The sequence below is a fragment of the Ferroplasma sp. Type II genome, from assembly GCF_000496155.1.
On record NZ_KI542684.1, the window covers coordinates 1 to 19,115 of the forward strand.

The window sequence follows — 19,115 nt, forward strand, 5'->3', positions numbered from 1 at the left end:
AATGCAAAATATACATTAAAATCATCCATAAATGATAAATTATCAGATTTCTATAATTGGGCATGCTTTAATGCACAGCAGGCAGCTGAATATGCAGTTACAGCTTATTTGCGTGGGATAGGTAACAACTCATTTGGTCATTCCGTGTCCTTATTGCTAAAAAAAGCAAGCTTTGATGAACATATAGTCAGCATTGCTAAAATAATAGATAAATACGGGTGTGGGACGTAATTATTTTTTACCCTTTTCCTGAATTGTTCCGGGATTTTTGGTGATTATCACATAAACCCTACGTCCAATATACCTTCTTGGAACATCCGCTTTTCCTGATGTCCCTATCGGTGTTACCGTGCGCTCGAGAAAACCCTCAATCTCATTTTCGTTCAGTATAAGTTTTCCATTATCCACTTCAAGTCTTCTTACCATGTATATGGATATCTATAGATAACTATTTAACCTTTTGTTACATTACTATTTATGTCAAGAATCGTATCAGGGGACATTAAGGATAAACTGCATGAACTTGACAGCATCCTATCAAAGAAATACGTACTGGAACATCCTAAAAAGGAAAGGGACTGGAGGACTTACGAGCAAGAATTTGCACAGAGAATCAGGATGGCAATGGAGGATCTTGATCCATTGATAAATGAAGCTGTTTCAACGATACGAATAGTTCCAGGAGCCGGGCACCCACATTCCCTAACCCTTGAACAGAGGGTCAAGCTATTGCTGATCAAGCAGCTTGTGGGTGAATCAAACAGGATGTTTGCAAACATGCTTGCTATATTCTCCATGTTATCAGGAATAGATGTATCATACAAAACCATAGAAAGACTATATTCAGATGAGGAGGTCATAATTGCAGTACACAACCTGCATGTACTCATACTGGGGAAAAAGGATATTACGAATTCCAGTGCAACAGGTGATGGTACAGGTTATTCCCTTACTGTGAAGAAGAACTATGAATCATATGCACAGAAGCTTAAGGATCTTGCCAAGGAGAATCCTAAAACCACTGGGGAAAAGGATGGAAAGAAATCAAAGTCACATAAGAAAAGATTGTTTGCATATTCATTTGCCATAATGGACCTTAAATCAAGGATGTACATTGCCTTCGGTTCATCAATGAAATCTGAGAGGAGTGCTTATGACAGAGCAATGGATCTTCTTTCCTCAATAGGTATAGAAATGGATTCCATACGACTGGACAGGTATTACTCCTCTCCATCATACATGGATAAACTTGGGGAAACAAAGGTATTCGTAATACCGAAGAAGAATTCCACACTGAATGGATCTCTGAAATGGAAAAAAACAATGAAAGATTTTATTGAGAATACCATGCCATACCTGGAACAGTACCATCAGAGAAGCAATTCTGAATCTGGATTTGCTGCAGACAAGAAGATGCTTGGATGGAATGTAGCACAGAGAAGGGATGACAGAATAGATAATGCACTATTCTGCACCGGCGTGTGGCATAACCTGTTCAATATGGGTAGATTTTAGAATTGTGTCCCACACCCTGTAAATTTATGGTCATATTATCTCATGAAATTACTTTCTTTATATACCTTCTAAATTTCTGTGTTTTGATCTTATTACCTATTTTTCTTTTTTATGTATGATTCCTCTGGTGTAACAATATTCATATCATCAGACAGTAAATCATGCATTTTTTATAGTTTTAATTGCTTGTTGGTTCATCCATGTTTTAACGGAAGGCTTTAACCTTTTCATTTTATAATTTAATCGATCCAATTTACTCTCAGTTTTAGGATTTTAGACTCTTGCCAGTATATGCTTTATTTATTGTTATCAAGGCCAGGTATTATATTTACAGGTAAATTTGATAATGTTACTATTTTCTCGAAAATTCATTGTTTCACATTGAGTGAAACTGGATAAAAACTATATTTTATAAAATCGCATAAGAAGTTTTATAAAATAAGTTATAATTAGCAGGAATGAATGTTTCTCTTGTTGGTTTGGGCCACATAGGAAAGGCTGTAGTAGGTATTTTAAATGAAAATCATGGGTATTTCAAGAACAAATTTGGTTCCGATATTAATGTGATCTCAGTATCGGATTCAAGAACTACAATTTATAATAAAAGGGGGCTCAATCTTGATAAGGTTTTAATGTACAAGGAAAGAAAAGAACTTGATGAGGCTGCAGAGGTAATAAAAATTGATGATATTTATTCACTGCCATCAGACATAATTGTTGACATGTCTCCAGCAACAAAGGATGGCATTGCAGGCATGCGCATGTACAAAAATGCCTTTGAAAGCGGAAAACACATAGTCACCTCAAATAAGGCACCGCTGGCTCTTCACTGGAAAGAAATTATGGAATCATCAGTTGCACATAAGAAACACATACTTTATGAATCAGCTGTAGGCGGGGGAGTGCCGTTGTTTAACCTTAACAGGTATTCATTGAAATCCTCAAATATTCTGGAGTTTAAAGGCCAGGTAAGTTCTACTATCAATTTTGTCCTTAACCAGCTTATGGCTAACGTTGACTTTAACGAGGCCATAAAAACTGCCCAGAACATGGGAATAGCCGAAACAGACTATCACGATGATACTAATGGACTGGATGGGGCAAGAAAGACTGTCATTATAGCCAACGCTCTTCTCGGGTTAGATTACACACTAAATGACGTAAAATATGAAGGGATAGAAAACTTGGGCAACATAGACTATATGAGAAATTCCGGTGAAATATATAGGGTACTTTCACACATTATACCGGGTCCAAAACCTGTTGTTGAGTCAAAAATATTCAGCATAAAATCCGGTGATTCACTGGCCGCAATGGATTCACTTTCAATGGGGTATCTTGAGAAAACCGATAACAATGATGACCTTACAGTATTTGAAAAACATGATGGCCCTCTTGAGACAGCAGCACAGGTGGTAAATGATATCCTATTACTGTCATAAATTTTAAATGAATAGGAAAAAGGCACCCAGTATTCCAGTGAAGATGAAGAATACAAACCAAATAATTACTTCCATAACGGCCAGAATAAAGCTTCTTGCCATGCTTATATCATAAATTGAACTATAAGCATATAGAATAATAAATAGGGTAATTAAAAATGCCAGGAAGGTTCCAAAGACTGCAAGTGGTGCAAGGAGAAAGTGAAGTGCTATGGACAGAAATACAAGTATAAGTGCCGTTATTACTGTTGCTACTACGGCACTCCCGAAGGTTGCTGTTGACTTGTTTACTATTATAAGTGATGCAATATACATGGGTATGGACAGGATGGCTATTGCAATTAATAAAACAATTAATGCTATTAAGAGGGACATAGTAAACTATGCAAATTTGTGCTATTAAAGATTTGCATTGTGTAATCGAAAAAGATAATATAATATCTTCCAATTATTGGCAATGAAAGCTTCAATTATAGGATTGGGCGTAGTTGGCCGCTCAATTGCAGAAGGAATAAAAAATGATTTTGAGGTTTCTCTCAGTTCAGGATCATTCGAAAAGTTAGAAAAATGGAATAAAGGCAGATTCAAGATTTTTGAAAACAATGTGGATAATGCAAAATACGGAGATATAGTTCTTCTCACTATAAAACCTAATATCTCTGATTCTGTAATGAATGAAATAAAGAATGCGGTGAAAGGCAAGCTTGTAATATCATTCATGGCCGGTGTAACATTATCGCACATAGAGGATGTTCTCAGGGAGTCCATGGTTGCCCGGGGCATGCCCAATATACCTATGCTGGTACAGAAATCCGTCACTGCATACAGTTACAAAAACCTTGACAGAGAACATATAGCCATATTAGAAAAGGTGCTGAAAGGCTTTGGATCCGCTATTGAAATAAACGAATCATACATGGATGCGGTAACAGGGCTAAGCGGCAGTGGACCTGCTTTTGTAGCCATTATGGCAGATTCAATGATAAATGCCGGGATACTGGCGGGCATACCAAAATTTCAGGCACGTGAGCTTGTAATAGACACATTCATTAATACCATGCTGCTCATGAAGGAAAGGGGGTTATCAGCATCCGATTTAAGGGATGAGGTGATGACTCCTGGAGGGACTACTGCGGCCGGAATATATGAAATGGAGAAGGCTAATGTGAGAACTGCCATAGCCAATGCAGTACTGGGATCATACAGACGTGCAATGGAATTAAACCAAAATTCAAGGGATTGATTATTTTCTGAACAAATTATATACCACAATACTATACTTTTTTATGGAAACAGTTATTGATGCCACAAGGTTAATTCCCGGTGCCATAACAACAAGGATTTTATGCGATATGGGATATAACATTATAAAATTAGAGGATACTGAGAGAGGAGATTATATGGATGATTTATCCCCCGGTGCCAGTGATTTCCTTAACCATGGTAAAAAAAGCATCAGAGTGAACTTGAAAACAGATGAAGGAAAAAGGATATTATACAGATTGATTGAAACAGCCTCTGTTTTCATTGAGAGCTTCACTGCCGGTGTGGCTGAAAGACTGGGTATCAGTTATGAAGTATTGCATAGAATCAATCCTGAACTTGTATACTGCTCCATAAAGGGTTATAGGGATAATCCAGAAATCCCGGGGCATGACATTAATTTTACTGCTATGTCAGGAATAGAAACCACACTTCCGGTTCAGATTGCTGATGTTGGTTCAGGCATGTATGCTGCACTGGAAATAGTCAATCATTTAAAGAATTTTGATTATTCTAAAATTACTGTAAATATGTCGGAGATTCCACTATTCTTCAATGCGTATAGCCTGTTCACAGAAAATAATGTGTTAAATGGAGAATATCCCTCTTATAGAATTTATAATGTATCAGATGGAAAGATTGCACTGGGATGCCTGGAACAAAAATTCTGGACTAATTTTACAGAGGCGATAAAAAGGCCGGATCTAAAATATTCCAGATTAGATATATCTGTCAATGAAGTGGTAGAAATAATTCTTTCAGCCTATAAATCAATGGAAGTGCTGAAACTTGGAAGAAAATATAATTTTCCAGTTTCAAGGGTCAGAAACAGAAATGAAATTATTTCAGAAATGTATAATGGCACAGCTCCGAAACACGGTGAAGATACATTTGAAATTTTAAAAAATAATCACTACAGCGAAAAAGAAATTAAAAATTTAATTGAAAATAAAATAATAAAATAATTATATATCTTCTTCCCCGAAGGCCATTATCAGAAGAACAAATCCCACAAAAGTAAAGAAAAAGGATATCCAGCTACTTATCTGATGAGGCCCTATGTTTGCACTGTATGTTGGGAACATGTTATAGTCTACGAATGTTGGAATGGAAATTAGAAGAAGCACTATTCCTGTAACTATCATATATTTAGATCTTTTTTTCATTTTACTCAATTTGTCTCCCATCATATTAAAGCCACCCCTATTACAGCAAAGGTAAATATATACAGCAGTACCGGAGCCATTATGGTTCTATTTGATATCTTCCCGTTCTTTGACCTGTTGTGGCCCAGCGATAGAATGAAGAGGATGATTGACAGTATTATTAACACGAGAGCTATAACAAGAAGCCCCTCTTCATATACACCGAAGTTACCGAATACGGGAGAAATTATCTGAAATGGCCGTTCATGGTACATTGCACCTATTGGCTTTATGAGTACTGCGTATAAAATAAACGGTACACTTCCAAACAGGTATACTATCATTGAATAGTAGTACAGGTATAAAGATTTTTTATCCATTTTAAACCCTCGCCTTTATTGTTTTCTGCAGCATTAGAAATATTATCGCAGCAAACAGAAACAGATTTATAACAAGCATTATAGCCCAGAGCCTCTCATACCTGAATGGATGAACCTGAGTAAAGTACCACATAACAGGATCAACCACAACGAGCTGTATAATACCAATTAAATAAATTATATTAGTTGTTTTCAATTAACTCACCATCCCTTTTTGCAAATCTCATTGCATATACAGTTATGAACGATATGAATGTTATAGTCCACCACAGGTATAATGTCATAAGCCTTGTCTGGCTTAATCCCGGTTGTGAATAACCCCACACAGTCATAACAGCAATCCCTATAAGCATAAATATTCCAAAGGCAGTAATCCAGGGTCTTTCAAGCACTCCTTTATTATGGTATCTGTCTATGAACGGCAGTAAAAATATAAACATTAGAATGCCTATAAGAAGTGGAACACCTCCTGTACCAAGTCCGTAACCTGCAACATCCATTAACTTGTATACTGGAGTAATATACCAGTCAGGAACCGGAAAAGTTCCATATGCCAGTGATCCATATGCCAGTGTAAGTGTCTGAGGGAATACTGCTGCAAAGATCAGTATTATCCCCACAAGAACTATACCAGAGAACATTGCATAAAGTAGATTTGTAGGAAACCACGGTATCATTTCTCCCTTTTTCGGTTTATCACTTGCAAGTCCTGATCGTTCGAATAACATGAAGTGCACTACAAATATACCAAGCATTAATGATGTGAAGACTGCTACATGAAGGGCAAGCAGGTGAGAGAATAGGGCAGGCGTAGTGTAATTTCCAATGAGTATGGCTTCAAGCCAGTTAATGAGGTTACCGGGAAGTATTCTTCCCATTACACTCCTCTGCATAAATAATATACCTATATGAACTGCAGCCATCGCTATTGCCGTGTTTGCCAGCATATAACCAAGTATTGCCGTAAATATTGTAAGCAGGAATAATACGACTCCAAGCATCCACTGTAGCCATCTCCATTTTCCTCTGTATGTACCAACAAACCACTGCCTCATCATATGGAAGTAAACGAGTGCAATCATGGCATAGGCCATATAAAGATGGGACGTAAGTATAATGTGCCCGAATGGGACATCATCTATCATATATAGAGTAGAATGATATGGATCGATCTGACTGTAATAGAAAAATAGTACTATTCCCGATACAATCTGGTAAACAAGTGCCGTTGCGACCCATGATCCTGTCCATTCATCTATTCTATACCCTCGGCTTGTTACAGATTTGAAACCTAACTTATATGATCCTTCAGGCAAATCCTTTTCTTCCTTCATTAAATCGGTTATGTTATAATTATTAGATTCAGCTTTTTCCATTTATTCCACCTATAACTTGTTGTTGGATGTGCTACCTGAAAAACTTCCCTTCCAGTCCATTCCATTCACATTCTCGTTGCTTACAACTGAGGTTCTGTAGAGTATTATACCGGAACTGTTAGCATTCAAATCTAGAGATGATGTACTCAAGATTTTGGCCGAACTTGATGATGTAATATTCCCAGTAACAAGTGAAGAAGGATATGCAGTTGGGGACCGGGATGTCCTTATTGCCGTGCCACCTGTTAAATCCTCACTTTTTACCTGTGAACCATATGTTTCTCCATTGGGAAACTGAAGGTGTGTTCTTATGACTGCGTTCGAAGAGTTTATCCCGTATGCATAGATATGATTATTGCTGTCTGTTGCAAGCATTATCTGGGGGAGTGAATGATTTGCAGGGCTTGCTGCAGGACCGTTATTGTACAGGTTTCTTCCTCCCCACTGTGGGTTATACTGGCTTCCATGGCATTTACAGTAAATTAAGCCATAATTTGGCCACTGGGCAGGCGTGTTTGGTGCATTTTCCTGATATCCAATAAGTTTAGACTCAAATGGTATGCTATTTCCAGGATGGTAGTCCAGAAAAGGTGGAACGCAACCAAGATGCTGGCATATCCCGCTCAATGCTATGATTGAATAATTAGAACCCCCGTAGCTAGTGTAAATTATACCATCCATAGGTGCTTTGCTGGAAGGAGGTATTGGGCTATAACCAGAAGAAGGAACTAAACTGCGGTCGGGAGTTGTTATCTTAACGCCTTTAAGAACGAGCAAGAAGTTGGGTTCGTCCTGAAGTGGATAATTAAATACTAGAATTGGAGTAGAAGTGGAACTGGGGCTCGCAGCTGCATATTTTATCACATCATCTGTAGTAATCCTATTTCCACTGGGGTCTTCAAGAATTGCAAGAGGAAAATTATCCATTACTGGCACACCCCTATCCTTTGGCACCACGTATCGTTCCACAGAGAGACCACCTATCATCAGTGCCGCAATTGATAGTCCAGCTCCCTTCAAGAAAGCCCGCTTTTCAGGCTCTGGAATGTAATTCTTGTCATTAGCCATGGGCGGTAATATTTTTTGTATCTAAATGTTTATTCAATTTTATGAATATATTCAATTAAAAAGCAATCTATTTTTAATACTATACCGATTATGATGTAGTGGTATAGAATGTTTGATTCATATATGGATATACTGATAATTGCTGTTGTTGCCCTAATTATTTTCGGAGGGACAAAAAAGATTCCGGAAATGGCAAGGAATCTTGGAAAGGCTAGCGGAGAATTCAAGAGGGGACAGATGGAAATTGAAAACGAGCTGAGGAATGGTACAAAGGCAACACAGAATACAAACAAGGATCAGATCAATTATATGAAAATAGCAGAAGATCTCAACATAGATATAAAAGACAAGACAATAGACCAGATTATAGGCGAGATAAACGCAAAACTTGGGAAATCAACTACCAGGGAAGCAACGGAAAATGTGGTAGAAGCAAAGCAAAATTAATATGGAAAACGAACTCCTGAATTACCTGGTAAAATATTCGGAAGAAATTAGGTACAGGATATTAAAAATACTGGAAGTTTTTGGCGTTTTGTTTGGAATATTTGTTATATTTAGAATTCAATACATTTCATTGCTTGGACACAGGTTTATGTTTCTTTTTCCCGATCCATATGATAATATAGGCGCTCAAGTATTATTCCTGCTTAAATCACATATACTTACAGCTAATACTTCACTTCTGGTTTTAAAACCCGTGGATGGTGTCATGGCGGATTTTTATACATGTATGGCTCTTGCGCTGATTATATCCATGCCAGTTATAATATTTGAAGTTTCTAAATTTATTGACCCCGCACTGAAGAACAGCGAAAAGGAAATGCTGAGGTCCATAATAATCCCGGCATCATTATTGTTTTTCGCCGGTGCCTTTGTGGGCATATATTTCATAGCACCTATTCTTTTCAGAATATTTACCAGATTTGATATTGGAGTTGGTGCCCAGGTTACCATAGGAATATCCAGCTTTGTTTCCTTTATATTCATGTATACAATTGCATTTGGCCTATCCTTTGAAATTCCGGTATTTATGGTGGGCCTTAGCAGATTCGGAATTGTCACTGCAGATACATGGAAGAAGAACTGGAGATATGCAGTTATCGGGTCACTTATATACGGAATGATATTTTCACCTGGCGTTACCGGGTTTACCATGGTGGTAATAGCAATACCAATGATAGCTCTTTATTTTGCAGGCATACACTTTGCTGTCAATGCAGAGAAAAAATTTGAGGCGGAAGAAATCCATTCAAACAGCGCCGATCAATGATAGCCCCTTAATCTCTATTTTACCATTAAGTGAAAGTTTTACTTTTACACATTGTCTCCCCTTATCTATGGAATAGTACATTTCATCTGGCATTTCCACTTTAACTGGATTATATATTTTGTATGAATCTTTTATTTCAAAATCCTCTGTTATATTGCACTGGGGCTTTTTGATCAATGGGCACATTTCATCTGTACAGGCCCCCTGTACAGCAATAACTGATACGGATAAAACTTTGTTCCCTATGAGTTTAATTATCTTATCCCCAATTTCCATGGTTCCTTTTCCTATTTTTATATTCATCTTATAAAAATGTAGAATAGTTATTAAAGCCTTACTATTGACTTTATCTCATACAAAGAAACAAAATATGGGCAATATGCTTATATAATATCAGATTATATGTTCATTATGCACAATAATATTAGTTATAATGAGTCCAGAGTATTAAGGATTCTTCTTGAGGATTCAAGCTTGCCAATATCAGAAATATCCAGCAGGCTGACTCTAAACAGGAATACAGTATCAAATATTATCAGAAAGTTGAATAACAATTATATTGAAAGATACACAGTACAGATTAAAGAGCCTGAAAATAGCCTTTATATTATTGCAGAAATAGAAAGCCTTGATGGACTGGATAATCATGAAATTATAGAATATTATAAACTGACGAATGGCAATTATCTTGCGGTAATGAACAGGGATGCACTATCGAGCAATATAAAATATAAGAATATCAATATAGCATATAACAGGGTATTAAATAGTACCGCAGAGAAAATAGATCTCTACTGTGATTATTGCAATGGGATTATTACAGGCAAGCCCCAGACGATTGAAATGAATAGCAGGAAAATGTACTTTTGCTGTGAAACATGCAAGAGCGAATACCTTGAAAAGAATAATGCAATAAAGTAAGTCATTTTACTGGCATTATGCATGGTCAATTTATATATATGCTTATACAATAAGATATTATGGCAACAGATCCCGTATGTGGAATGAAAGGAAAGAAGGAGATAGAAAGCGAATACAATGGTAAGAAATATTATTTCTGCAGGGAAGGGTGCAAGGCGGAGTTCGAAAAAAACCCAATAAAATACATAAGGTAAATTTATGGCAGTAGACCCTGTGTGCGGCATGTATGTATCTGAAGATTCCAAAATATATTCCGAGCAAGACGGAACAAGGTATTATTTCTGTTCACAGGGATGCAAGGATAAATTTGACGAACCGGACGCTGAGAGCAAAAACCTGAAATTAAAATTAATGGTTGCATGGCCATTTTCAATAGCAATCATGGCTATTGGTTATCTGTTTGTCTTTAATCTAAAAACTTTGTATTGCTTTTGCTTGTGCTCCCGGTGCAGTTTTATGCAGGGCTCGATTTTTATAGAGGTGCCTATGCTGCTGTAAAAAACAGAATGGGAAACATGGATCTTCTCATAAGCCTGGGTACGCTCACCGCATTTTTCTTTTCCCTTGTAATTACATTTTACCCAGGGCTGTTTCCGGTGGATTATACTTATTTTGATGCGTCAGCCTTTATTATAACACTCATACTCACTGGAAACTATATTGAAAACCTGACAAAAAGAAAGGCAAATTCCTCTGCAAGTGCACTTTTATCATTAATTCCCGACAGGGTGCATCTTCTGGATAATGGCATACCAAGGGATATTATGATTGAGAAACTCGTACCCGGGAATATTATACAGGTAAGGCCCGGAGAGAATGTTCCAGCCGATGGGATAGTAGCTGATGGCAGCTCAGAGATCGACGAATCAATGCTGACAGGAGAATCTGAACCGGTCCTTAAAAAGGCTGGATCAAATGTCACATCGGGAACAATGAACATAAACGGCACTCTTTCGGTGAAGGTGACTGCTGCCGGTAAAAATTCCACTGTAAATAAAATTTATTCACTGATTCAGATGGCATCTATGGGAAGGGCTAAAATACAGAAAATATCGGATATTTTTTCCTCCTATTTTGTCCCCATAGTTCTAATCGCAGCCACTTCATCTGCCATATTCTGGTATTTTTATTTAAGGTCATCAGGCAATCCACTTTATTTCATAATTTCAATACTGGTATTTGTTTCAGTTGTAGTAATAGCATGTCCCTGCGCTATCGGCCTGGCAGCACCTATTACACTCTTGATTTCATCAAACGAATCGTCCAGAAATGGGATACTAATTAAAAATTCAAGCTCAATGGACCGGCTTTCAAAGATAGATACGGTGATATTCGACAAAACCGGAACGATCACTGACAATACCCCTAAAATCATAAATTTCACAACATCCGGAGATAGAAAGCTTGCCGTATCGCTGTTGTATTCCATAGAATCAGGGTCAAACCATCCTGTAGCAAGAGCAATTGTGGAATATTTACAGGGCATGAATCCTGAGAAGTTAGATATATCTCAATATAAGGAAGTTCCTGGAATCGGCGTAACCGGTGAATACATGGGTAAGACCCTTGAGGCAAGGCGTTCAGGAGAACACATATCTTTACTCATTGACGGGAATGAACTGGCCTCCCTCAATGTTGAGCACAACCTTCGCAGCGGCATTGAGAAAGATATCAAAAATCTCATCAGGAACAATATCAGGGTTTTAATAGTGACAGGCGACACTGTTGAAAACACAGGCAGGATTGCATCACAACTTGGCATAGAGGAATACTACTGTTCAATAAAACCTGAAGGAAAGGCTGAAATAGTTATGGAACAGCAGAAAAAGGGGAGTTACGTAATGTTTGTTGGAGATGGGATAAATGATACAGTTGCCATGCAAACAGCTGATGTGGGAGTTGCCATGGCATCCGGATCCGATATAGCCACTGCAAGTGGGGATATTATACTTCTCAACAACGATTTAAAAAATATCCTGGGCAGCATAATTATCGGAAAATATACAATAAGGAAGATAAAACAGAACATAGGCTGGGCAATAGGGTATAACTCTGCACTGATACCTGTGGCTGCAGGAGTTCTTGTTCCACTCCTTGGACTGGGAATCTATTATGTACTGCCCATATTCGCAGCGCTTGCTATGGGGCTAAGTTCCACAACCGTTGTACTCAATTCAATGCGCCTGGGAAAACATATGGAAAAAGGTATCATGGCCTCTTCCCTATAATTCAGTTAAATTTATAAGTATTCTATGTATTGTTAACTATGGAATTGAGAGTTATAGGAATATCTGAAGGGCGCAGGATACCGGACAAGTTTACATGCAGTGGCAAAAACCACTCTCCCAAGATAGAAATACATGACAGAAACGAAGAGGGGTATTATTTTATAGTCATGAATGACCCGGATGCACCTTCCGGGCTGTTTACCCACTGGATATTATACAATGTGCCTGCCGGAATAATAACACTGGAAGAAAATATGGGGAACAAGGAAATAACAGATGAAGGATATTATCAGGGCATAAATGATTTCGGGGAGCTGGGTTACGGTGGCCCATGCCCTCCAAGGGGAGACGGAGACCACAGATACTTTATTAAAGTATACAGGACAAAGGGGGCAGTCAGCCGGAAAAAGATCGATGCTGAGAATTCCTATGCAATACTTGACAAAATGACTCCAGAAGCAGAATTCTACGCAATATACAGCAGGGAATAACTACAGGGTTATTCCATTTCTTCCAGTGCGCCTACAAAGGCTTTATATGCTTCAGGAAAGTCTGTTCCAGTGGTGCAGACCCTTAGATAAGTTCCCCTAATGCCAAAATACCTGGCTGGAAGGGCTATTATCCCTTTTTTAGCCAGATCCTCACTTACACTGTCCGAGTCTTTGTCCGTATATGCAGAATAGTCAACGAACGATACAGGCATTTTTAATGGTACACGCCCTTCATAAAACTTTAGTTTACCCTTTTCCCTTAACAGAATCCTGTGATTTCTGTCGATAATTTCCATGACATTGCCCAGGAGTTCATCATGCCTTTTTAAAATTTCATATCCAACTGAAGCATTAATAGGTGAAACATCTTCTGTTATTAACCCCTTAAACCCTTCAAGTTCTATGGCATCTTCAGGCTCCGGAGTTATGATATACCCAAGTCTCAGATCCCCTCCACCGTAAACCTTGGTGAATGTATTTACTATATATCCGTTCTCATAACTGTAATGATCCAGGCTATCCACAAATTCCATAAAGGTCTCATCTATGATACATGCAGAATAGTTATCCGGGAATTCCGCCAGTGTTCCCATAGGATTGTTTGGGTTGCTGGCCACAAACAATTCATTCCCTTCCCTATAGCCAAATATTTTAGGAGTTTTGTAAATCATCTCATATTCAGGCCTGTTTACATTAAATGTCCTGTATTTGGTATGCAGGTGATAAAGAACCATCGAAAAGGCTTCAGTTGCGCCATGAGTCAGCACAATATTTTCAGCATCAATGTTGTGTAGATTCCCTATCTGTTCCCTAAGATCAGATTCATGTCCAGGGGTGCATTTCCCAAAATATTCCTTAAGATCGACAACCCGGGACATGGCGCTATGGCTAAGTTCATACTTCCCATGATGCCTGTTAAGCCAGTTTATTGTCTCACATTCCATATATGTAGATTATTATATGATTATATTAATTTGCTGTCTACTCTCCAGAATATATAACTATTCGTATTTCCGGATTATTTATGTAATTTAAAGCAATTATATTCCATGAATCCAAAGAAATACCTGTACTACGGATCCATATCCGGATTCATTGCTGCTATATTTGAGGCAATAATATTTTATTTATTTGATTTTGTAGATTCATTACCGGCTGGTTACCAGTTCACCGCGATAGGTATCAGGCTTCTTAACATAGGGGGATTTTATGGTACTCTATATGGCCTCCTGTTTCATTTTCTTGTAGGCACAGTAGTTGGACTGTTCGCGGCCATAATTTCATATTATGCCATTATCCTCAGGATAAGGTCAATTAAATCTGGTATAGTTATAGGAATCCTTGCAGGCTTTCTTGTTCTTCTTGTATTTAGCCTTCCTGTAAACATATATCTTCTCCATCTTTATGTATATGAAAAATACTACCTCCCATCCACATTTTTCTATTATACTATGCATGTTTTCTATGGTGGTGTATGGGGTTTGTTTCTGGGATTTTTCATCTCCAGAAGGAACAATTATCATAAATTTGTGAAGTCCATTTCAATTATAATCGAAGGGATATATTTTTATTTAATAGTGGTATAATGTGGCATGGACATTACCGAAAAAATAGCGGGTGAAATAACAATATCCGACATGCCAGGGGTAACAATAAAAAAATGGAGAGAAGAATTTGGCATATCACAGATGGAGCTGTCCAAGTTCATGGATGTGTCACCTTCTGTAATCAGCGATTATGAATCCGGAAGGCGAAAATCGCCTGGTGCCACTTCTATCAAGAAAATAGTTGATGCGCTGATAAAAATTGACGAGTCAAGGGGAGGGCATCTCTTAAGGAGGTATAACAGTGGAATACCATCGGACGCACTTCTTGATATAAAGGACTATGATCATGACATAGAATTGAGGTACATAATGACAAAAATCCATGGCACTTCATGTTCCGGTGCTGACCTGAAAAGGAACATAAGGGGCTATACTATGATTGATGGAATCAAGGCAATACTGAAATTCTCATATGCCGAGTATACAAAATTATATGGCTGGTCCAGCCAGAGAATCATATTCATTACAGATGTTTCATATGGCAGGAGTCCCATGATAGCAATCAGGGCACATCCATTGAAGCCTGCGGCTGTGGTATACATAAAACCTGGCAATGTAGATGAGCTTGCAATAAAACTTTCCGAGATTGAGAATATACCATTAATCAGAACGGATATGGACCATAAATCTATATCTGCCGTTATGAACCTTTTAAGATGAGAATATCTTATTAAGGTACCAGTTCACATCAAATGGCATAATATCATCCATATCCTGGCCGATGCCTATAAATAGTATAGGTTTTTTTATTCCGGCGGATATGCTTATAATAGACCCACCCTTCGCATCTGTATCAAGTTTTGTAACTATTACACCGTCATAATTTATTTCACTGGAGAATGTAGTAGCCTGGTCAATTACGTCCTGCCCTATCATTGCATCCAGAACCAGCAGGGTTAAATCTGGTTTCGCCACACGCTTTATTTTTTTCATTTCATCAAGGAGGTTCTTGTTTGTCTGCATCCTTCCTGCTGAGTCTATAAGGACATAATCCATCTTTCTTGCCTCTTGCATGGTCTATTGCATCAAATGCAACAGATGCCGGATCGCTTCTGAAATCGTGCTTAATTATCTCTACACCAACATTGCCTGCGAGTATGGCAAGCTGGTCAATAGCCCCTGCACGGAAGGTATCCGATGCAGATAAAACAACACTTTTTCCATGATTTTTAAGGTAATATGCCAGTTTTCCAATGGTAGTGGTTTTGCCCGTACCATTTATGCCAAGAAACAGTATGACAAAGGGTTTATTCTCAACTGATAGAATATCTATAACACCGGCATTGTTATTGTTTATAATTCCCCTTATTACATTCTTCAATTCGGATTCCACTGTAGTATAGTCCACCTTTCTCTTTAATTTTCCCAGGTTTAACTTCAGTTCCCTTATTATCTTCTCAGTAGCATCGAAACTAACATCCGCCTCAAGAAGTGTTTCCTCTATGGTATTTTCAAGTTCATCTCTTTTTATTGTTTTCTCTGGTTTTACATCTTCATTAACAGATTTATTTTTGACGATATTCGATTCTTCCGTTGTGTCATGCGGATTGCCGGAAAATATATCTGAAAATTTCTTTTTTAGTTTGTCGAACATTATCTGCTTCCTTCCTGGGATCGCTGAATGGAATATACCAGAGCATCATAATTGTTCTGAGCAGTTTGTTTCTGCTTTATTAAATTGCTATATGTATCCTGAAGACCTTTTATATTATCCTCCATTCTTTTGATTGTCTTTTCTCTTTCTTCCTCTATAAAGACGTTGGAACCAACCGGAACTATAATTTTACCAGTATCCAGTGTGGCCTTTGAAAACAGCCCAGAACCAATTGATATCTTCACATCGCTTGATTTCTGGTAATCATTATCCTTTAGCAGTGCAATTGTTTCACTGGATTCTTCCAGTGTTTTCATCAACAGATTCATTCTTGAATCTATATTTTCCATTAAATTTTTCAAATATTCCAGTTGTTCCATTAATTCATTTTCTCCGGCCATTTAATTACCTCCGAATTTTTCCTTGTTCTTTACAAGTGACTCTATAACTGGTATAGGTTCACCGGATAAATAATTTATTAAGGCACCACCACCAGTTGAAATGTATCCCATGGATGTTGAAAGCCCGAATTCATTTATGGCATTTATTGTATGACCACCGCCAACAACCTTAGATGCATTGCTCTGGGAAATTGCATTGAAAATTTCCCTTGTTCCCAGAGAATATTCATTCACTTCATACATTCCCATGGGTCCGTTAAGAAATATGCTTCTGGCTTTTTCTATCACTTCGCTGAATCTTTTCACTGAATTCAGGCCTATATCAGCAAGTAGTTCGTTATCAGGAACAGTTTCACCTAATTTTATTTCTGTCTGAGAAGGATTGAGTATAAAATCTTCTGGCAGGTAGATGTGTTCCTTAAATTTATCCAGCAATGCTCTGCATTCTTCTAGAAGGTATTTATAGTTTTTATCCTGTTTTGCAATAAACTCTTTATTCCTCTTTCCAATATCCACCCCAGATGCCCAGAGGAATATGTTTCCGGCAACACCACCAAATATTATATCATCCACAATGCCTTTTTCAAGAAATGGCTTTGATACCTTTATGGCATCTCCGACTTTGGCACCGCCCATTATAGCAAGTTTAGGGTGTATTTTGGAGTTCATGAATCTATTGATGTTTTTGATTTCACTTTCCATTAGCCTTCCTGCTATGTTAGGTGCCACATTCCTGAAACCAGTGAGTGTTGTCTGGCCCCTATGTATAGCGGGAAAAGCATCTATAACATAATAATCAAAGAATTGTGAGAGGTTTCTAACAATATGTGTATTCTCCTGAGATACAATATCATCTTTTACAACCACTTCTTCACTATAAAATCTTGAATTCTCCAGCATGATAATATCCCCATTTTTCATCTCCTTAATTGCTTTTTCAGCTCCTGTTCCTATAAGTGCATCCACGAATTTGACCTCCCTACCCAGAAGCCTTCCCATATGCCGTGCATGCTGTTTCAGACTAACAAAATCACTGTCTCCTGGCCTTCCCTGATGTGCAACAATGACGACCATTGCATTTTTCAATTCATTAATGGTATCCAAATAGTGCTTGAATCTGGTGTCATCAACAATTTCACCTGTTATGGGATTAATAGGGGAATTTATATCTACTCTGAGATACACTCTTTTGCCACTGAATTCAAAATCATCCATGGTGTAAAATGGGAAACTATCCATGATTCATAATCGCTAGGTGGTATATGATTATTTTTTAATGTCTTTAATAATCCTGATCATGCATCCAGAGATGAATGACTTTTGCCTGATGTTCCAGTAAGAAATATTTTTATAAGATTTAACCATATAAATAAATGTACGTGCCAGCCGAATTCAGGATAACTGATATAAAAAAGATTGTGGATTTTGTCAATGAAAATAATTTTGGTATTCTTCTGAGCGTATATAATAAGGAAATATACAACACTCAAATTCCATTATTGCTTGATTCCACAGGAAATAATATAATATTAAGGGGTCATATGGCAAGGGCAAATATGCAGTGGTACCACTCAAAGAACAAGAAAGTTACTGCCCTGTTTACCGGTGCGCATCATTATATATCGCCATTATGGTATAAAGACCCGGACTCAGTGCCAACATGGGACTATATGACCATAAGGATGGACGGTGTACTGGAAATTATGAATTATGATGAAACCAGAGAATTCCTTCTTCAACTCTCTGAGTTTTACGACAGGAAATGGGTTAAACAGGGAAATGACAAAAGGGATTATTATGCCAGAATGGTTATGCAGATTGTGGGATTTAATATTAAAGTGAATAAAATAACTGCAAAATATAAACTCGGGCAGAACCGCCCGGAAGACATGGAGAATGTTGCAATTAATCTTGATAAGCTGGGAGATGAGGATGCTAAGCTTGTTGCTGCTTACATAAGAAAAGAAATGAAAAAATAACTATTTATATAGCTAATTGATTAAGAATTCAGGGTTTGTGGGGTAGCATGGTATCCTTCCAGCTTCGGGAGTTGGAAACTCCGGTCCAAATCCGGACAGACCCATAGATGTTCATAATCGAATACCTTATATATTTCTAGTGTATATTCGTTTATGACTTTCGTAGCGAAATACAAGCATTTGTTAGAGAATGAGGAAATAAGCCGGTGGTTTGGGAACCTCAATGCTAAATCATATCTTACGGCAACTGTTTACCTCAGAGGGCTTGGCTATTATTGTGAGCTTACAGGGGCTACTCCAGATACTATTATTCAGGATGCGAAGTCCGGAAAATTAAGAAATGACTTTATGGATTTTGTCAGGAAAATGGAAAGTGAAGGAAAGGCAGGTTCATATATTTCCCGATACAAAAAGGTTTTACGTTCTTGGTTA

At 37.7% G+C, this 19,115-nt stretch carries 28 protein-coding genes, 1 tRNA gene and 1 pseudogene; 17 read left to right on the plus strand and 13 right to left on the minus strand.

What is annotated here, in order from left to right:
* Positions 1–231: HEPN domain-containing protein (locus AMDU4_RS00895; protein ID WP_021786118.1), on the plus strand; the 231-nt coding region annotated here is incomplete at its 5' end.
* On the opposite strand, the gene AMDU4_RS00900 is transcribed toward AMDU4_RS00895, so the two are convergent.
* On the minus strand, positions 232–426 hold the full coding sequence (locus AMDU4_RS00900) for a DUF2080 family transposase-associated protein (protein ID WP_021786119.1): 195 nt from the start codon (positions 424–426) through the stop codon (positions 232–234).
* 51 nt (positions 427–477) lie between these two features.
* On the opposite strand from AMDU4_RS00900, the gene AMDU4_RS00905 reads away from it, so the two are divergent.
* Both AMDU4_RS00905 and AMDU4_RS00910 read left to right on the plus strand, forming a co-directional pair.
* Positions 478–1,515 (plus strand): transposase, encoded by a 1,038-nt coding sequence (locus tag AMDU4_RS00905; protein WP_021786120.1) that lies wholly within the window; start codon positions 478–480, stop codon positions 1,513–1,515.
* Between the two features lie 458 nt (positions 1,516–1,973).
* On the plus strand, positions 1,974–2,957 hold the full coding sequence (locus tag AMDU4_RS00910) for a homoserine dehydrogenase (protein WP_021786121.1): 984 nt from the start codon (positions 1,974–1,976) through the stop codon (positions 2,955–2,957).
* 3 nt (positions 2,958–2,960) lie between these two features.
* On the opposite strand, the gene AMDU4_RS00915 is transcribed toward AMDU4_RS00910, so the two are convergent.
* Positions 2,961–3,332 (minus strand): hypothetical protein, encoded by a 372-nt coding sequence (locus tag AMDU4_RS00915; protein ID WP_021786122.1) that lies wholly within the window; start codon positions 3,330–3,332, stop codon positions 2,961–2,963.
* An 82-nt stretch (positions 3,333–3,414) separates the two neighbouring features.
* On the opposite strand from AMDU4_RS00915, the gene proC reads away from it, so the two are divergent.
* Together proC and AMDU4_RS00925 are read left to right on the plus strand one after the other, a co-directional pair.
* Positions 3,415–4,200 carry a pyrroline-5-carboxylate reductase gene (gene proC / locus AMDU4_RS00920; protein WP_021786123.1) on the plus strand — a complete coding sequence of 262 codons (786 nt, stop codon included), beginning with the start codon at positions 3,415–3,417 and terminating at the stop codon, positions 4,198–4,200.
* A 43-nt stretch (positions 4,201–4,243) separates the two neighbouring features.
* Positions 4,244–5,185, plus strand: a complete 942-nt coding sequence (locus AMDU4_RS00925; protein ID WP_021786124.1) for a CaiB/BaiF CoA-transferase family protein — start codon at positions 4,244–4,246, stop codon at positions 5,183–5,185.
* Here AMDU4_RS00925 and AMDU4_RS00930 read toward each other — a convergent pair whose 3' ends face one another.
* The 5 genes from AMDU4_RS00930 to AMDU4_RS00950 are packed head-to-tail and all read right to left on the minus strand — an operon-like array spanning position 5,186 to position 8,189.
* Entirely contained in the window at positions 5,186–5,410 is a 225-nt protein-coding gene (locus AMDU4_RS00930) for a hypothetical protein (RefSeq protein ID WP_021786125.1), read from the minus strand. It lies immediately after the preceding gene.
* On the minus strand, positions 5,407–5,745 hold the full coding sequence (locus tag AMDU4_RS00935; protein ID WP_021786126.1) for a hypothetical protein: 339 nt from the start codon (positions 5,743–5,745) through the stop codon (positions 5,407–5,409). Before AMDU4_RS00935 ends, AMDU4_RS00930 begins: the two co-directional genes overlap by 4 nt.
* A gap of 1 nt (position 5,746) precedes the next feature.
* Complete coding sequence (locus AMDU4_RS00940; RefSeq protein WP_021786127.1) at positions 5,747–5,941, minus strand: hypothetical protein; 195 nt, start codon at positions 5,939–5,941, stop codon at positions 5,747–5,749.
* Positions 5,928–7,121, minus strand: coding sequence for a cytochrome bc complex cytochrome b subunit (locus AMDU4_RS00945; RefSeq protein WP_021786128.1), 1,194 nt, complete (start codon positions 7,119–7,121; stop codon positions 5,928–5,930). The genes AMDU4_RS00940 and AMDU4_RS00945 overlap by 14 nt, the downstream gene beginning before the upstream one ends.
* Before the next feature lie 9 nt (positions 7,122–7,130).
* Positions 7,131–8,189 (minus strand): hypothetical protein, encoded by a 1,059-nt coding sequence (locus AMDU4_RS00950; RefSeq protein ID WP_021786129.1) that lies wholly within the window; start codon positions 8,187–8,189, stop codon positions 7,131–7,133.
* A 108-nt stretch (positions 8,190–8,297) separates the two neighbouring features.
* On the opposite strand from AMDU4_RS00950, the gene AMDU4_RS00955 reads away from it, so the two are divergent.
* Positions 8,298–8,636: a twin-arginine translocase TatA/TatE family subunit gene (locus AMDU4_RS00955; protein WP_021786130.1), complete on the plus strand. Its 339-nt coding sequence runs from the start codon at positions 8,298–8,300 to the stop codon at positions 8,634–8,636.
* A 1-nt stretch (position 8,637) separates the two neighbouring features.
* Entirely contained in the window at positions 8,638–9,462 is an 825-nt protein-coding gene (locus AMDU4_RS00960) for a twin-arginine translocase subunit TatC (RefSeq protein ID WP_021786131.1), read from the plus strand.
* On the opposite strand, the gene AMDU4_RS00965 is transcribed toward AMDU4_RS00960, so the two are convergent.
* The gene (locus AMDU4_RS00965) at positions 9,442–9,765 is read right to left on the minus strand and encodes a hypothetical protein (protein WP_021786132.1); all 324 of its coding nucleotides are present in this window, start codon (positions 9,763–9,765) and stop codon (positions 9,442–9,444) included. The two genes, AMDU4_RS00960 and AMDU4_RS00965, sit on opposite strands and share 21 nt — an antisense overlap.
* 108 nt (positions 9,766–9,873) lie before the next feature.
* On the opposite strand from AMDU4_RS00965, the gene AMDU4_RS00970 reads away from it, so the two are divergent.
* The 5 genes from AMDU4_RS00970 to AMDU4_RS00990 are packed head-to-tail and all read left to right on the plus strand — an operon-like array spanning position 9,874 to position 13,102.
* Complete coding sequence (locus AMDU4_RS00970) at positions 9,874–10,383, plus strand: TRASH domain-containing protein (protein WP_021786133.1); 510 nt, start codon at positions 9,874–9,876, stop codon at positions 10,381–10,383.
* A gap of 59 nt (positions 10,384–10,442) precedes the next feature.
* The gene (locus AMDU4_RS00975) at positions 10,443–10,577 is read left to right on the plus strand and encodes a YHS domain-containing protein (RefSeq protein ID WP_021786134.1); all 135 of its coding nucleotides are present in this window, start codon (positions 10,443–10,445) and stop codon (positions 10,575–10,577) included.
* Positions 10,578–10,605: 28 nt separating this feature from the next.
* Positions 10,606–10,881 carry a YHS domain-containing protein gene (locus AMDU4_RS00980; protein WP_290703821.1) on the plus strand — a complete coding sequence of 92 codons (276 nt, stop codon included), beginning with the start codon at positions 10,606–10,608 and terminating at the stop codon, positions 10,879–10,881.
* Positions 10,830–12,611, plus strand: a complete 1,782-nt coding sequence (locus AMDU4_RS00985) for a cation-translocating P-type ATPase (protein WP_021786135.1) — start codon at positions 10,830–10,832, stop codon at positions 12,609–12,611. The genes AMDU4_RS00980 and AMDU4_RS00985 overlap by 52 nt, the downstream gene beginning before the upstream one ends.
* A gap of 38 nt (positions 12,612–12,649) precedes the next feature.
* Positions 12,650–13,102: a YbhB/YbcL family Raf kinase inhibitor-like protein gene (locus AMDU4_RS00990; RefSeq protein ID WP_021786136.1), complete on the plus strand. Its 453-nt coding sequence runs from the start codon at positions 12,650–12,652 to the stop codon at positions 13,100–13,102.
* 8 nt (positions 13,103–13,110) lie between these two features.
* On the opposite strand, the gene AMDU4_RS00995 is transcribed toward AMDU4_RS00990, so the two are convergent.
* Positions 13,111–14,046: a pyridoxal phosphate-dependent aminotransferase gene (locus AMDU4_RS00995; RefSeq protein WP_021786137.1), complete on the minus strand. Its 936-nt coding sequence runs from the start codon at positions 14,044–14,046 to the stop codon at positions 13,111–13,113.
* Between the two features lie 105 nt (positions 14,047–14,151).
* Between AMDU4_RS00995 and AMDU4_RS01000 the strand changes: the two genes are divergently transcribed.
* Both AMDU4_RS01000 and AMDU4_RS01005 read left to right on the plus strand, forming a co-directional pair.
* Positions 14,152–14,688, plus strand: coding sequence for a hypothetical protein (locus tag AMDU4_RS01000; protein ID WP_021786138.1), 537 nt, complete (start codon positions 14,152–14,154; stop codon positions 14,686–14,688).
* A 6-nt stretch (positions 14,689–14,694) separates the two neighbouring features.
* Positions 14,695–15,369, plus strand: a complete 675-nt coding sequence (locus AMDU4_RS01005) for a helix-turn-helix domain-containing protein (RefSeq protein ID WP_021786139.1) — start codon at positions 14,695–14,697, stop codon at positions 15,367–15,369.
* On the opposite strand, the gene AMDU4_RS01010 is transcribed toward AMDU4_RS01005, so the two are convergent.
* From AMDU4_RS01010 to AMDU4_RS01025, 4 genes are read right to left on the minus strand one after another with little or no spacing between them, the layout of a single operon-like run.
* A complete protein-coding gene (locus AMDU4_RS01010) occupies positions 15,361–15,672 on the minus strand; it encodes a hypothetical protein (RefSeq protein ID WP_290703818.1) in 312 nt (103 codons plus the stop codon). The genes AMDU4_RS01005 and AMDU4_RS01010 overlap by 9 nt on opposite strands.
* On the minus strand, positions 15,647–16,303 hold the full coding sequence (locus tag AMDU4_RS01015; RefSeq protein ID WP_021786141.1) for a signal recognition particle receptor subunit alpha: 657 nt from the start codon (positions 16,301–16,303) through the stop codon (positions 15,647–15,649). Before AMDU4_RS01015 ends, AMDU4_RS01010 begins: the two co-directional genes overlap by 26 nt.
* Complete coding sequence (gene pfdA / locus AMDU4_RS01020) at positions 16,303–16,704, minus strand: prefoldin subunit alpha (protein WP_021786142.1); 402 nt, start codon at positions 16,702–16,704, stop codon at positions 16,303–16,305. The genes AMDU4_RS01015 and pfdA overlap by 1 nt, the downstream gene beginning before the upstream one ends.
* On the minus strand, positions 16,705–17,943 hold the full coding sequence (locus tag AMDU4_RS01025) for a phosphoglycerate kinase (protein WP_021786143.1): 1,239 nt from the start codon (positions 17,941–17,943) through the stop codon (positions 16,705–16,707).
* A 134-nt stretch (positions 17,944–18,077) separates the two neighbouring features.
* Here AMDU4_RS01025 and AMDU4_RS01030 point away from each other — a divergent pair, with 134 nt between their 5' ends.
* From AMDU4_RS01030 to AMDU4_RS01040, 3 genes and pseudogenes are all read left to right on the plus strand, one after another.
* Positions 18,078–18,683 carry an FMN-binding negative transcriptional regulator gene (locus AMDU4_RS01030; RefSeq protein WP_021786144.1) on the plus strand — a complete coding sequence of 202 codons (606 nt, stop codon included), beginning with the start codon at positions 18,078–18,080 and terminating at the stop codon, positions 18,681–18,683.
* 31 nt (positions 18,684–18,714) lie between these two features.
* Positions 18,715–18,787, plus strand: a tRNA-Pro gene (locus tag AMDU4_RS01035).
* 49 nt (positions 18,788–18,836) lie between these two features.
* Positions 18,837–19,115: pseudogene (locus AMDU4_RS01040) on the plus strand (site-specific integrase); the annotation flags it as partial.

Excerpts from the sequence above, each read along its gene's own strand:
- AMDU4_RS00900 (WP_021786119.1), bottom strand. The coding sequence starts at position 426 with ATGGTAAGAAGACTTGAAGTGGATAATGGAAAACTTATACTGAACGAA.
- AMDU4_RS00905 (WP_021786120.1), top strand. The coding sequence starts at position 478 with ATGTCAAGAATCGTATCAGGGGACATTAAGGATAAACTGCATGAACTT.
- AMDU4_RS00910 (WP_021786121.1), top strand. The coding sequence starts at position 1,974 with ATGAATGTTTCTCTTGTTGGTTTGGGCCACATAGGAAAGGCTGTAGTA.
- AMDU4_RS00915 (WP_021786122.1), bottom strand. The coding sequence starts at position 3,332 with ATGTCCCTCTTAATAGCATTAATTGTTTTATTAATTGCAATAGCCATC.
- proC (WP_021786123.1), top strand. The coding sequence starts at position 3,415 with ATGAAAGCTTCAATTATAGGATTGGGCGTAGTTGGCCGCTCAATTGCA.
- AMDU4_RS00925 (WP_021786124.1), top strand. The coding sequence starts at position 4,244 with ATGGAAACAGTTATTGATGCCACAAGGTTAATTCCCGGTGCCATAACA.
- AMDU4_RS00930 (WP_021786125.1), bottom strand. The coding sequence starts at position 5,410 with ATGATGGGAGACAAATTGAGTAAAATGAAAAAAAGATCTAAATATATG.
- AMDU4_RS00935 (WP_021786126.1), bottom strand. The coding sequence starts at position 5,745 with ATGGATAAAAAATCTTTATACCTGTACTACTATTCAATGATAGTATAC.
- AMDU4_RS00945 (WP_021786128.1), bottom strand. The coding sequence starts at position 7,121 with ATGGAAAAAGCTGAATCTAATAATTATAACATAACCGATTTAATGAAG.
- AMDU4_RS00950 (WP_021786129.1), bottom strand. The coding sequence starts at position 8,189 with ATGGCTAATGACAAGAATTACATTCCAGAGCCTGAAAAGCGGGCTTTC.
- AMDU4_RS00955 (WP_021786130.1), top strand. The coding sequence starts at position 8,298 with ATGTTTGATTCATATATGGATATACTGATAATTGCTGTTGTTGCCCTA.
- AMDU4_RS00960 (WP_021786131.1), top strand. The coding sequence starts at position 8,638 with ATGGAAAACGAACTCCTGAATTACCTGGTAAAATATTCGGAAGAAATT.
- AMDU4_RS00965 (WP_021786132.1), bottom strand. The coding sequence starts at position 9,765 with ATGAATATAAAAATAGGAAAAGGAACCATGGAAATTGGGGATAAGATA.
- AMDU4_RS00970 (WP_021786133.1), top strand. The coding sequence starts at position 9,874 with ATGCACAATAATATTAGTTATAATGAGTCCAGAGTATTAAGGATTCTT.
- AMDU4_RS00975 (WP_021786134.1), top strand. The coding sequence starts at position 10,443 with ATGGCAACAGATCCCGTATGTGGAATGAAAGGAAAGAAGGAGATAGAA.
- AMDU4_RS00980 (WP_290703821.1), top strand. The coding sequence starts at position 10,606 with ATGTATGTATCTGAAGATTCCAAAATATATTCCGAGCAAGACGGAACA.
- AMDU4_RS00990 (WP_021786136.1), top strand. The coding sequence starts at position 12,650 with ATGGAATTGAGAGTTATAGGAATATCTGAAGGGCGCAGGATACCGGAC.
- AMDU4_RS00995 (WP_021786137.1), bottom strand. The coding sequence starts at position 14,046 with ATGGAATGTGAGACAATAAACTGGCTTAACAGGCATCATGGGAAGTAT.
- AMDU4_RS01000 (WP_021786138.1), top strand. The coding sequence starts at position 14,152 with ATGAATCCAAAGAAATACCTGTACTACGGATCCATATCCGGATTCATT.
- AMDU4_RS01005 (WP_021786139.1), top strand. The coding sequence starts at position 14,695 with ATGGACATTACCGAAAAAATAGCGGGTGAAATAACAATATCCGACATG.
- AMDU4_RS01010 (WP_290703818.1), bottom strand. The coding sequence starts at position 15,672 with ATGCAGACAAACAAGAACCTCCTTGATGAAATGAAAAAAATAAAGCGT.
- AMDU4_RS01015 (WP_021786141.1), bottom strand. The coding sequence starts at position 16,303 with ATGTTCGACAAACTAAAAAAGAAATTTTCAGATATATTTTCCGGCAAT.
- pfdA (WP_021786142.1), bottom strand. The coding sequence starts at position 16,704 with ATGGCCGGAGAAAATGAATTAATGGAACAACTGGAATATTTGAAAAAT.
- AMDU4_RS01025 (WP_021786143.1), bottom strand. The coding sequence starts at position 17,943 with ATGGATAGTTTCCCATTTTACACCATGGATGATTTTGAATTCAGTGGC.
- AMDU4_RS01030 (WP_021786144.1), top strand. The coding sequence starts at position 18,078 with ATGTACGTGCCAGCCGAATTCAGGATAACTGATATAAAAAAGATTGTG.